Below are 12,773 nucleotides of genomic sequence, written 5' to 3' on the forward strand. Positions count from 1 at the left end.
GATGGACAGAAAGCCAAAAGCACCGTGCAGAACTTTTATTCCAGCGATTTCCTCTTCTAAAAAAAGCGTATGATCTGGGCATAGCATTGGGAGATATCTTCAATAAATGCAGAGACAAGAAAGTCGCATTTACCAAACTTGGCCTATGGCATAATCAGGTAGAAGCCTCAGGGATAGCACCTTTTGAAAGCGTGGCCAGATCTATCGCTGCCCATCATCCCTATATCCTACATTACTTCGATAACAAAAGCACCAACGCTTCAGCAGAATCCTTCAATGCCAAACTGAAAGCATTCAGAAGTGTCTTCCGGGGTGTTAGGGATACTCAATTCTTTCTTTATAGGGTAATGAAATTATATGCTTAAAAATTATCTTCCCCCAAAGATTCCGCTTGATCCCAATTTTACATTTATAGCCGGGGCGGTGGCTGCAGGGAAATTTGTACTTGATCCGGAAATACGCCTATAGGCATAAAAAAAGGTCTTTTTTTTAAAAAAGACCTTTTAATAAATTTATTGCTCCTGAAGCTGGGCTCGAACCAGCGACCCTCTGATTAACAGTCAGATGCTCTAACCAGCTGAGCTATTCAGGAATCTGGCTATTTGTTTCCGAGACCTCATTTCCGTTTCGGTGATGCAATTATCGGAAGTTTAAAGGATTTGTCCAAATATTTTTTTCATTTTTTACACAAGTCATTCATTGCCAACAAGAATAATTTTTAAAGCAAAACACCCGATAAAAGTAAGGTTGCAAAAGTGAAATAAATAATTAATCCGGTAACATCAACAAGTGTCGAGACAAAGGGAGCGGACGAACTAGCCGGATCAGCTCCCATCTTCCGTAAGATAAAGGGAAGCATAGAACCCGTTAAAGACCCCCACAGCACTACACCTACTAATGAAAAACTCACAACCAACGCAATCAAAAACCAATGTTCACCGTAATGATCTGTAAAAAACTGCCAAGTGGCTATCCTGATAAAGCCTAGTGTTCCCAAAATGAGTCCAAGCGCTAAACCCGATAAAATCTCTCTTTTCATGACACGCCACCAATCGGCGAGAGATACTTCTCCTAGTGCCATAGCCTGAATAATCAATGTCGACGCCTGAGAGCCACTGTTACCCCCGCTAGACATAATCAATGGCATCAAAGCAAAAAGTATCACAGCGCTCATCAATTGCGCTTCAAAATGCTCAATAACTGTCGCTGTTAACAATTGTCCTAAAAAAAGAACAACAAGCCAACCTGCGCGTTTTTTGACGAGGTGCAGTACAGATACATCCAGATATGGTTCATCCAGCGCCTCTGTACCCCCAAAACGTTGCATATCCTCTGTATACTCTTCGTTGGCCACCCAAAGGATATCATCAATAGTCACAATCCCTAACATAATCCCTTGCTCATCAATAACCGGAAGTGCAACCCGATTATTCATACGGAACACATTGACGGCATCTTCTTGGGGATCATTCGCATTTAAAGAAATTAAACGATTATCAATCAAGTCGCCCACCATCGTATCTAGCTCCGCCAACAAAATATCTTTTATCCGAATATCATCCATGAGCTTACCATCCGAATCAATGACGTATAATACGTCAATCGTTTCCGAGGCGTTACCATATCTACGGATATGATCCAGTATTCGTGAAATAGTCCAGTGTGCTTTAACAGTAATATAATCGGGGGTCATCAAACGACCAACGCTGTCTTCGGGATATCCCAAGAGAGAGAGGGCTTCTTTGCGTTCCTCTGGCGAAAGCATAATGATCAGACGCTTTACCACGTCACCTTTTAGCTCTCCGAAAAATGACGTCCGATCATCGGGAGGCATCTCATTAATTATCTCTCTAATCTTTGAAGCAGAAAGCTTTTTGAATATCCGCTCTTGTGTCGGAAAGTCCAAAATTCTAAAAACATTGACAGCCCTTTTTAGATGAAGCGTTTCGAGAAATAAAGCACCGTGCTCCGGAAGTTCATCGATCAATTCCTCAACATCAGATATGTTCAACTCATTAAGAAAATCCTCCAGTCCAACCCGATTGTTTTCGTCAATCAACTGTTCAACTTGCGCGACTTGCATTTCCAATTCTTCCATTTACGCCCTCCTAAAAAATATGATCTTACATCGGTCTGTTAATTATTTTTTTATGCTGCAAAAGTCGTTTATTTTAATGAAAAAAAATAATGTTTTTTGTCTAAGTTACAAATAGTATTTTTAAAATATACACACGCACCTCTCAATTAAAAAAACAAAACAACGACATGTTGTCAGAACAAATATCCTATGTTCTAAACATTTCTTTTTGTTCTGTACACGTTTAGAAAAATGATACCAAAATAAAACTCCGAGATTCCGCATAAAAAGCAATCTACTACTCTCTCCATTTTTCATGTTATGCTCTTTAACACATTTTTAAGATATAGCGAGCGCTAAAAAAAACTTAATAACGTCTCACAACTATTAGGTTTTAAAATAAGGACACCTCACAAAAGACTATACATGAAATAGAAATATTAATAAAAAAACAGTACATTCGTTTTGATGTAAGTGATTGCAATTTACCAACATGAACAAGCGCTTAAAAATCAAAATTAACGCAAAAAAATATGACATATTCAATTATAAATAATTAACCATAACACACATATAATCAAATCTTAAAATACAATAACTAAATTAAAGATAAATATAAAAAATTATATTTTAACTAATATTTTTAGCAAACAACAAGATGACCTCAATATACAAAAACAAACATATATATATCAGCATTTTAACACCATTTATATTAACAATAAATTTATCAATAGCATTTGCTCAATTATTTGATGGCTCACAGTCCCATTTTCGTATTAAATGGAGACAGATAAACACCGACAAATTTCAGCTTATCTTCCCGGAAGAATTCTCTTCGGCTGCCCCTACCCTTGCCAACAGACTCGAATTATTTATTGACCAGACAGCTTCCAAATTGAATCGACCCTCAAAAAAAATAAGCATTATATTACAACAAAACCATATCGCACAGAATGGCTTCGTTCAACTAGCGCCTCGTAAATCAGAACTCTACGGCACGCCTTCTTCTATTGCGGATAATCAGGAATGGCTCCCGAATTTAGCACTTCATGAGAGTAGACATTTCGCACAATTTGACAATTTGACAGGAAATTTAAAGAAACCATTTTTTGAACAATTTGCTCTGGCTCTCTTCGGGCTTAATCTTCCTGCTTGGTTTTTTGAAGGTGATGCCGTGCTTCAAGAGACTCTTTTTTCAACTGGCGGACGAGGAAGATTGGCTTCATGGAACATGCCTATCCGCGCGAACATCCAGTCTGATCTATCATTCGATTTTAACAAATATGTCCACGGTTCTTTCAAGGATCTTGTTCCGAGTTACTATACCATCGGGTATTTTATGAACAGCTACCTCTATGAAAAGGACCCCGAAATCCATGGCAAAATTTTGGATGAAATGAATGGAAAATTAGTTCGACCTTTCAACTTTGAGCATAGTTTAAAAAAGTATTCAGCGCAAAAGAGTAATCAACTTTTTAAATCCACAATGCAAGATCTCACTAAAAAGTGGGAGAACCTAACCGGTATAAATTCGCGAAGTTCAATTGAAATAGTGGATCGATTCCCTACGGATTACCTTCTTCCTCAAATGGCAAATAACACCGTATACGCACTTCAACATAGTCGACAGTTTACACCGAGAATCGTCCGTTTAGAAAGCGATGATACGAAACAACGCTATAAAAAAGTCGTGCAGATCGGTCAACAATTAACACCTTACTTTCATTTGCAAGGCCATCTCATGGTATGGGATGAATACCGAAAGGATCCGAGATTTGAAAAACAGACGTATAACATCATTAATATATATGATATCAACACAGGAAAAATACGCAGTCTTACCCACAAGACACGCTATTATTCTCCCGTGCTTTCAACAGATTTGAGTGAAATAGCCGTTATAGAAGTAAGTTTAGCAAACCGTGCTCAAGTTATTTTTCTGGATATTAATAACGGCAACAAACTTGACTCGATTCCCATGCCAGCGGGCACCCACATTCAGCAGCCACACTTTAACAGAGCTGGCGACAAGCTTATCGCGATAGCGGTGAATGAGAAAGGCACTAACCTTATTGAGATAAACAGAAAGAATAAAGAACTAAAATACCTGCTCGACTGGTCTAATTTTCAATTGGAAAGACCTGTATATGCTGGAGAACGTATCGTTTTTAAAGCCAACTTTAACGATAAGGATGACATTTATGTATTTGAGAACAACAGTATTTCATCATTGACAGATAGTCAATTTGGGGCGTTTAATCCTTCTGTAGACAAAGACACCTTGTATTACAACACGTATACCACCAACGGTTATAAAGTAAAGAAGAAGTTGTTGGTAAATGATACTGAAAAGAGGACCATCCCTTCGATTGCACATACGCTATATCCCAGCCAAAATGAGGCTTCATACGATTTACTATCCCCTGTCAAGGATTACCCTATTCAGCATTACAATGTCACAAAACACAGTTTTAACTTCCATAGCATTACATTAAGTGGTAATGATTTCGAAAGTTTTGACAATTTAAAACCTGGAATATTTTGGATTTCGAATGACATATTGAATACCACCACAGCAAAACTTGGCTATGAATACGATACCGAAATCGAAAAAAGCACCTATTCGGCAGAAGTAAGTTATCAACGATATTTCCCTAAGATATCTCTTTCTTATAAAAACAGAGGACAATTGGGACAGGCTACACGTAACAGTAACCGGGATTCGATTATTAATTTTGATTATCGGGAACATTATTTTGCAGCAGATATCCAACTTCCCTTTAGCATATATAGGGGAAATAAAATATACAGTTATGGCGTCAACATGGGAACTTCTTATCAAAAAAGATACGACCTTAGCCTGACTACGTTAAGCAACTTCAACGATGTCATCAGCTTTCCATTAAATTACCAAATCTATTTTAATAAAAACAGCTTACGGGCGACCATGGATCTACTCCCCCGCTGGGGACAAAACGTTAGTTTTATCTATCGTCACCTTCCATTCGAAAACGAGTTAAATGGAGACATCTGGTCGCTCCGCACTAATTTCTACTTTCCGGGAATCCTGTTAAACCACAGCCTACAGGTACGTTATTCCATGCAGGAATCCTCGGGAAGGTATTTATATTTGAATGATATCCCTCTCGTAAATGGATTTGCTAATTTTCGCTCTCCGGTAGTAAAAAACACATTGCTATTTGACTACAGACTGCCAATTGCCTATCCGGATTGGTCTATCGGTAATATAGCCTATTTAAAAAGAATTAGAGGGGTTGTTTCCGCTGACTATCAAAACCTGACAGAAGCGGATTTGTCACCCAAAACTGTTGGTGCAGGTATTTCATTTGACTTCAATGCCTTTAAGTATCCTCTCCCCTTATTTACACTGGGTTCTAGATTGACATATATTAACGACAACACGGCAAAAACCCGAATAGTACCTACGTTTAGTTTGGGGTACAGTTATTAGTGGAATACTCATAGAACATTTGGCGGTTATTGGGAAATAGTGAAAGACTTGACTTAAATTGGGCATTTTCTCTGAAAACTTTAAAACAAAAAATATGTGAAGACGTTATATTAATTACAGCAAATAGTAAATCCCTCAACAAAACAAGTTATAATATGGCAATTATATCTACTGAGGCTGAGATACAAGAAAGATTATCCGCCGTTTATGAAGAATTAATAAATACAAAAAATGTCATCCGGAATGAACTCATTGAATCTCGGCTAAATTATAATAAAGCCTGCGACAAGCATATTCAAACAGGTTTTAGTTGCGAATACGAATGGATTGATGCAGAGATCTCACACCAAGAACACTTCATAAAATATGACATCTATTGCCATCTTCTCGAAATTGTGAATGATTTCCGAGATCTGTACGGACAATTCCCTGAATACCATCAAATGTACGTGACACTAAATTTAATCATGCTTCAATTGGCTAGAGAGGAGAAATATGAATTAGCCGCAATACTTAAAAATTGGGTAGACCGGATAAAACGTATAATAAAAGAAAGATCTCCACAGCTGGCTGATTGATGTATTATCTTTTATTTTATTAGACCCGATCAAAAATCTGTATACCAGGGAAAACATCCGGAATATTACAATTACTATGCGTCTATTTTTTAGCGAAATGTAGGACAGAAAAAATGATATATAGAACAAATATCATGGGCACTGCCAATACTTTGACTATTAAAACCAGTATAAAGGACACTATAAGGAAGAGGTATTTGAATTTATTCTCCATCCATCCTAGGGAAGAAAGCTTCATCGAAAATAACCTCAATTCGCAAACAAGCAAATAACTACATACCAATACAATGGTCAACAGCACGTATATATTTTGCAATATAGATGGGTATTGTACCCCGACAAAGGGCAGCGAAATAATAAAAAATGTATTCATCGGTGTATTTACACCTATAAAATCAGAACTCTGACGTGCGTCTATATTAAATTTTGCTAAACGTAATGCCGAAAAAATGGTAACAATAAAACCTAAAAATGGGATATATTCATTTGTTGTCACATTTTCCAATAATTTAAACATGACGGATCCGGGAAGAAATCCAAAACTTATTACATCAGCTAACGAATCCAGCTCTTTACCTATCAACGATTTCACATGTAGTAATCTAGCAACCATACCATCAAAGAAGTCAAAAATACCGGAAGCCAACACGCAATAGAAAGCTGCTACAAAATCTCCGTTCAAAACAAACAGGATCCCAATACATCCGCTAAATAAATTCAAACATGTAATGGTATTCGGTATATATTTCTTCATCAACTGCAAATAAAAAAGCCATCTAAAATTAGATGGCTTAAACTTAGATAAATTTGCCTTTATATGCAATTATAATCGCATTGAATATAAAGGCAAATTTTCGGTCTCTCCTCCGCCTTTAAAAACTCATTTATAGAGGAAAAATATTAATAATTCAGGGATTATCCATTCATACTTATTAAAAACTCTTCATTGGATCTTGTTCCACGCATTTGTTGTAACAAAAACTCCATTGCTTCAGTAGAATTCATATCTGATAAATGGTTTCTAAGCACCCAAAGTCTTTGTAAAGCATCTCTATCCATTAATAGATCATCACGACGCGTGCTTGAAGCAGTCAGATCGATAGCAGGGAATATACGCTTGTTAGATAATTTACGATCCAATTGCAATTCCATGTTACCTGTTCCTTTGAACTCTTCAAAGATTACATCATCCATCTTAGAGCCTGTTTCCGTCAATGCCGTTGCCAAAATAGTTAACGAACCGCCATTTTCGATATTACGTGCCGCGCCGAAGAAACGTTTTGGCTTATGTAATGCATTTGCGTCCACACCACCAGATAAGATCTTACCAGATGCCGGAGCGACCGTATTGTAAGCACGAGCCAAGCGGGTGATAGAATCCAATAAAACAACTACATCATGTCCGCATTCTACCATGCGTTTCGCTTTTTCTAAAACGATATTTGCAATTTTGACATGTCTTTCAGCAGGTTCATCAAATGTTGAAGAAACTACTTCAGCACGTACATTACGTGCCATATCTGTCACCTCTTCCGGACGCTCATCAATTAAAAGAATAATCAAATAAACTTCAGGGTGGTTCTTTGCGATGGCATTAGCTACTTCCTTCAATAAATTAGTTTTCCCCGTTTTTGGCTGTGCAACGATCAATCCACGCTGGCCTTTACCAATGGGTGTAAACAAATCCATGATACGTGTAGAATAGTTGTTTGATCCTAAGTCCAAATTCAACTTTTCATCCGGAAATAATGGTGTCAAGAAGTCGAAAGGAACACGATCCCTTACTTCTGCAGGATTTTGTCCGTTGATAGATTCGATACGTACTAACGGAAAATATTTTTCCCCCTCCTTAGGAGGACGAATACTACCTCTTACATTATCTCCTGTTTTTAGTCCAAAAAGTTTAATCTGCGATTGAGACACATAAATATCATCCGGAGAAGTCAAATAATTATAATCTGATGAACGTAAAAAACCATAACCATCAGGCATAATTTCCAATACACCTTCATTCACGATAACATTATCGAAATCAGCGCTTGAAGCAGAAGAAATTTCTGTTCTTTTTATTTCTACTGTAGTTGATGATACAGGGGTATATTGTTCTTCAGCTTTAGAACTATCTGTAGGGAATAAGATAGGCTCGTTGTCAGTATCTGCTTTTATACGCTTGGTTACCGGAACAGGATCGGTCTTTAAAGTTCTTGTTCTACGTCTAGGTCTATCTTCTGATTCCTCTTCCACAAGAACAGGTTCAGCTATTGCACTTTTTTCCTCAACTGGTTGTTTTGCTATATCTGAGATCTTGTCGATAAGTTCTTGTTTACGAAGCTTATCAGCATCTGCGACTCCCAAGACCTTAGCTATCTCGCGTAATTCTGACACGAGTTTAGAATTCAATTCGGTGATATCCATTAATGATATTTATGAGTTTTGGATTTTATTTTTTGAAACTCATTCTAGGCAAACTCAGATATCTTTTTTCTAAGCTTTTTTATTCAAAACGAAAAACAAGTAGTTTCTTATTTCTGAACTAGAACAAATTTGAGAATGCACAAAGAAAAACATAACTATTGTAAAAACAAAAAAAAAATAAAAAAAGTTTTCCAAAACAGGACATATTAATGGCTTACCTGTTAATAAATTGATTTAGCAATAAAATGAATTAAGAAAAACTATTTTAATTCTCAAAATTAAGTTCGTAAGTTTATCCCCCGATAAAACCACGAAATATGAATGATAAACTGAAAGAAACCAATTATCCTGCTTTATACACCTTAATTGTTGTATTCTTTTTTTGGGGATTCATTGCAGCCGGCAATAGTATATTTATCCCATTTTGTAAAAACTACTTCCATTTAGATCAATTTCAATCGCAATTGATAGATTTTGCTTTCTACACAGCTTATTATATAGGCGCATTACTCCTTTTCATCTTCAGTACATTTTCAGGAAAAGATATTGTTGGCAAATGGGGCTATAAAAAAAGTATTGTTTATGGTCTTCTTTTTTCTGCATTAGGTGCCGGCGCGATGATCATTGCAGTAGAAGTCAATTTGTATATTGGCATGCTTATAGGGCTATTCATAGTCGCGCTAGGCTTTTCTTTACAGCAAACCGCAGCGAATCCTTTCGCTGTTCTATTGGGAGACCCCCGCACAGGTGCATCCCGTGTAAACTTAGGCGGTGCGGTTAATTCATTCGGTACGACAATAGGGCCCCTTGTTATTGGTTTTGCTTTATTTGGCACATTCGAAACTATCTCGGATACGGAAATTGCTAATTTACCACTTAACAAAGTAATATATCTTTATATCGGAGTCGGATTGCTCTTTATATTGGCTGCGGCTTTATTCCATTTTTCGAAAAAAGTTCCTGCCGGAATGAACAACGAGCCAATGGAATCAGCCAATAAAGCAAAAAATATGCTGATCATTATGACCATCCTGTTGTTACTGATGTTTGTTCCGGTATTCTTAAGTTACAAAAGTGATACAGCTCTACAGCTTGAAGCTTTAAGCGCACAATTAGCGGGCACGACCGATGCAAATACGGTCACGCAACTACAGCATCAAATTACAGACTTAAGTCATCCCCTCGAACTCCAACGCATGTCCTGGTTATTAGGTGCTTTAGTCGTCGTTGTGGGGTGTTTAATATTTGCCTACAACAAGGCATCTAAAAAACCGCAAGGCTGGGGTGCTATGAAATACCCACAATTGGTTTTGGGTATGTTAGCCTTATTTATCTATGTAGGTGTAGAAGTAGCTATTGGCAGTAACTTGGGTGAACTTTTAAAACTGGAAGAATTTGGAAACCTACAATCTTCCGAAATCACGCCCTATATTTCGATGTATTGGGGTGGTATGATGATCGGTCGGTGGGCAGGTGCTATTAGCGCGTTTGAATTTTCCAGATCAACCAAACAAATACTGCTGGTTGTCGTTCCTCTTCTTGCTTTTGCATTAATAATCGGTGTTAACACCGTGGCAGGATTCGATATGTCGCACCTCTATTTCTTCCTTGCTTGTGTAGCTGTTCAAATTATTGCATTTTTTCTAAGTAAAGAGAAACCCGTTCGTACGTTAATTATTTTTGGCACGTTAGGCCTGTTATCCATGCTGATCGGGTTATTCTCGGTTGGAACTACAGCGATATATGCGTTCTTAACGGGTGGTTTAGCCTGCTCTATCATGTGGGGATCTATATTTAGCCTTTCCATTTTAGGGATCGGGAAATATACGGAACAGGGATCGGCTTTTTTGGTAATGATGATCTTAGGTGGTGGTATCATCCCTCCTATACAAGGAAAGCTGGCAGACATTATTGGTATCCATAATTCGTACGTATTACCGTTATTAGGATTTATTTATATTATATTATTTGCTTTCTTAGCAAGAAACTTCTTGAAGAAGCAAAATATAGATACGGATAATATCCAGGCCTCAGCTAGTCATTAATCAATTACTAATTGTACAAAATACACTAAGAATTTTGATACAAAAAACGGCTTCCAAACATATTTGGAAGCCGTTTTTTATTCCTAACGGATTCCTGTGTTAAAATTAAATTAAAGTTGTGTGCTGTTTTTTGTTTAGAAAAATGTATCTTCGGAAAGCATATAAACATTGAATACTGAAAAAATTTTAAACAAACAACAATGATAATTATTGCAGATGGCGGATCTACCAAGACCAATTGGTGCCTATTAGATGATAATCAAAAAAAGATTTATTTTAACACAGAAGGGTACAATCCTTACTTTGTAGATAGCGAATACATTCTTAACTCTTTGAAAAAAGGTCTTCCGAATGATTTGCCTCTTGACAAGGTAAAAGAAGTAAATTATTACGGAGCGGGAGTTCATAATGATGAAAAAGCCAAAATCGTAGCAACTGCGATTGAAGCGTTATTCCCGAATGCAAAAGTTGAGATTGGACATGACCTTCTTGCTGCAGCACGTGCATTACTAGGTGATGAAGCAGGTTTTGCGGCTATTTTGGGTACAGGCACGAATACATGTATTTATGATGGCAACGAAATCACGTTCAATATTAATTCAGCTGCGTATATATTAGGTGATGAAGGAAGTGGTTGTTATATTGGAAAGAAATTATTAACAGATTTTGTCCGCGATATAATGCCAAAAGATGTTTCGAGAGTCTTCTTCGAGACCTATCAGCTTACTCCTGATGAAATCATTGATAATGTATATACAAAACCATTAGCAAATCGCTTCTGTGCAAGTTTCAGTAAATTTGTGTACGACAATAATGTAAACATTGAATATACACGTAAAATTGTAGATGATGCATTCGAAGCTTTCTTTGCGAATTTGGTAAGTAAATATCCAAATTATCAGGAATATACTTTCAACTGTATTGGATCTGTTGCTTACAATTTCCGCAACGTACTGGAATATAAAGCGACTCAATATGGAATGAAAGTCGGAAAAATTATCCGTTCTCCGATAGACGATTTGGTCAAATTTCACATTGAAAGAGCTGTTGAGAAGAGCTAAAACAAAAAGCCACATTTAAAAAATGTGGCTTTTTGTTTATATCCAAATTCTTATTTTCTTATAAGATGACCGTTTCTCCTATAGAAGGAAGTTCTAATCTCAACCCTGATTCATGAAATAATGCGGTTGCTGCCGTTTTATTAATAACAATGGGAGGAAAAGTATCATAATGTATACCAACAATGTTATTACAATTTATAAATCCGGCTGCCTTTATCGCATCGAACATATCCATTGTATAATAGCCTCCTATTGGTAAAAAAGCCCAATCCAAATCTAAATCATCTAATAATTTCATCTCCAGTGTCAAGCCAGTATCGCCTGCGAAATAAATTCTTCTTTCCCCTACAAAGAAGACATAACCACACGGAAGTCCACCATAATTTCCATCCGGAGTGGAATTGGTATGGAGCGCATACACCATTTTTACCTTCCCAAATGGCAACGCTAATGTTCCGCCGAAATTAAATTCAATGACTTTTTCAGGGACGATGCCTTGCTTTCTCACCCATTCTGCAGTTTCAACAATAGCCACAACAGTCGCATTGCTATTCTTCTGAATCAGTTCCACGTCAGCTACATGGTCTTGATGTCCGTGCGACAAAAAAATGTAATCCGGCTGTATAGAACTAACATCAATACCTTTTGCCAGAGGATTATGGGTAATAAAGGGGTCTAAAAGCACCTTAACCCCATTAAAATTAAATTCTACACAAGATTGTCCATAATATGTTACCGAAATCTGATCTGCCATCTGATTATAAATTTAGTAAGTATAAAAAATTTGCTGCTAGCCCTTGTTAAACAAATTACCCAATCCCCCAAACATATCCTGTGTAGCAGCCTGCATTTCTGTTTGACTTACATTCTCCGCTTGCGTCAATGCTTTATTCAATGCCACAATTAGTAATTCCTCTATTTGTTCCTTATCTCCATCCTGAAATATTTCCTCACTGATGACTATCTCTTTAATCTCCTTATTAGCGGTAGCAACGACACGCACTTTTCCACCTTCTGCCTCTCCCGATACAGAAATATTATTCAATCTAGCTTTGATTTCTTCTGCTTTTTGTTGAGCTTGAAATAATTTATCGAACATAGTTTTTATGTATTAATATTTAA

At 37.0% G+C, this 12,773-nt stretch carries 10 protein-coding genes and 1 tRNA gene; 5 read left to right on the top strand and 6 right to left on the bottom strand.

Translation table 11 applies throughout. The features are described 5' to 3' along the window. Positions 1-365 (top strand): transposase (locus E4F24_RS11860; RefSeq protein WP_140939052.1); only part of this gene is annotated, 365 nt, incomplete at its 5' end. A gap of 153 nt (positions 366-518) precedes the next feature. On the opposite strand, the gene E4F24_RS11865 is transcribed toward E4F24_RS11860, so the two are convergent. Both E4F24_RS11865 and mgtE read right to left on the bottom strand, forming a co-directional pair. Continuing rightward, positions 519-592, bottom strand: a tRNA-Asn gene (locus E4F24_RS11865). A 126-nt stretch (positions 593-718) separates the two neighbouring features. Beyond that, positions 719-2,098, bottom strand: a complete 1,380-nt coding sequence (mgtE, locus tag E4F24_RS11870; protein ID WP_140939054.1) for a magnesium transporter — start codon at positions 2,096-2,098, stop codon at positions 719-721. Between the two features lie 637 nt (positions 2,099-2,735). Between mgtE and E4F24_RS11875 the strand changes: the two genes are divergently transcribed. Both E4F24_RS11875 and E4F24_RS11880 read left to right on the top strand, forming a co-directional pair. Further along, a complete protein-coding gene (locus E4F24_RS11875) occupies positions 2,736-5,552 on the top strand; it encodes a hypothetical protein (protein ID WP_140939056.1) in 2,817 nt (938 codons plus the stop codon). Positions 5,553-5,707: 155 nt separating this feature from the next. Continuing rightward, on the top strand, positions 5,708-6,130 hold the full coding sequence (locus tag E4F24_RS11880) for a hypothetical protein (RefSeq protein ID WP_140939058.1): 423 nt from the start codon (positions 5,708-5,710) through the stop codon (positions 6,128-6,130). A gap of 82 nt (positions 6,131-6,212) precedes the next feature. Here E4F24_RS11880 and pssA read toward each other — a convergent pair whose 3' ends face one another. Next, positions 6,213-6,884 carry a CDP-diacylglycerol--serine O-phosphatidyltransferase gene (gene pssA / locus E4F24_RS11885; protein WP_140939060.1) on the bottom strand — a complete coding sequence of 224 codons (672 nt, stop codon included), beginning with the start codon at positions 6,882-6,884 and terminating at the stop codon, positions 6,213-6,215. Between the two features lie 161 nt (positions 6,885-7,045). After that, positions 7,046-8,545, bottom strand: coding sequence for a transcription termination factor Rho (gene rho / locus E4F24_RS11890; protein WP_140939062.1), 1,500 nt, complete (start codon positions 8,543-8,545; stop codon positions 7,046-7,048). Between the two features lie 317 nt (positions 8,546-8,862). Here rho and E4F24_RS11895 point away from each other — a divergent pair, with 317 nt between their 5' ends. Next, positions 8,863-10,590 (top strand): MFS transporter, encoded by a 1,728-nt coding sequence (locus E4F24_RS11895; protein ID WP_140939064.1) that lies wholly within the window; start codon positions 8,863-8,865, stop codon positions 10,588-10,590. Between the two features lie 200 nt (positions 10,591-10,790). Beyond that, positions 10,791-11,651, top strand: coding sequence for an N-acetylglucosamine kinase (locus E4F24_RS11900; RefSeq protein ID WP_140939066.1), 861 nt, complete (start codon positions 10,791-10,793; stop codon positions 11,649-11,651). A gap of 58 nt (positions 11,652-11,709) precedes the next feature. On the opposite strand, the gene E4F24_RS11905 is transcribed toward E4F24_RS11900, so the two are convergent. After that, on the bottom strand, positions 11,710-12,405 hold the full coding sequence (locus tag E4F24_RS11905) for a metal-dependent hydrolase (RefSeq protein ID WP_235891215.1): 696 nt from the start codon (positions 12,403-12,405) through the stop codon (positions 11,710-11,712). A 36-nt stretch (positions 12,406-12,441) separates the two neighbouring features. Further along, positions 12,442-12,750, bottom strand: a complete 309-nt coding sequence (locus E4F24_RS11910) for a YbaB/EbfC family nucleoid-associated protein (protein WP_140939068.1) — start codon at positions 12,748-12,750, stop codon at positions 12,442-12,444. Positions 12,751-12,773 lie beyond the last annotated feature (23 nt).

Source organism: Sphingobacterium lumbrici (genome assembly GCF_006476045.1).
In the GTDB taxonomy this organism is placed as follows: Bacteria; Bacteroidota; Bacteroidia; order Sphingobacteriales; family Sphingobacteriaceae; genus Sphingobacterium; species Sphingobacterium lumbrici.

What these genes read in the sequence shown, in the direction of transcription:
- mgtE (WP_140939054.1), bottom strand. Translation starts at nt 2,098, where the DNA reads ATGGAAGAATTGGAAATGCAAGTCGCGCAAGTTGAACAGTTGATTGAC.
- rho (WP_140939062.1), bottom strand. Translation starts at nt 8,545, where the DNA reads ATGGATATCACCGAATTGAATTCTAAACTCGTGTCAGAATTACGCGAG.
- E4F24_RS11895 (WP_140939064.1), top strand. Translation starts at nt 8,863, where the DNA reads ATGAATGATAAACTGAAAGAAACCAATTATCCTGCTTTATACACCTTA.
- E4F24_RS11900 (WP_140939066.1), top strand. Translation starts at nt 10,791, where the DNA reads ATGATAATTATTGCAGATGGCGGATCTACCAAGACCAATTGGTGCCTA.
- E4F24_RS11905 (WP_235891215.1), bottom strand. Translation starts at nt 12,405, where the DNA reads ATGGCAGATCAGATTTCGGTAACATATTATGGACAATCTTGTGTAGAA.
- E4F24_RS11880 (WP_140939058.1), top strand. Translation starts at nt 5,708, where the DNA reads ATGGCAATTATATCTACTGAGGCTGAGATACAAGAAAGATTATCCGCC.
- E4F24_RS11875 (WP_140939056.1), top strand. Translation starts at nt 2,736, where the DNA reads ATGACCTCAATATACAAAAACAAACATATATATATCAGCATTTTAACA.
- pssA (WP_140939060.1), bottom strand. Translation starts at nt 6,884, where the DNA reads ATGAAGAAATATATACCGAATACCATTACATGTTTGAATTTATTTAGC.
- E4F24_RS11910 (WP_140939068.1), bottom strand. Translation starts at nt 12,750, where the DNA reads ATGTTCGATAAATTATTTCAAGCTCAACAAAAAGCAGAAGAAATCAAA.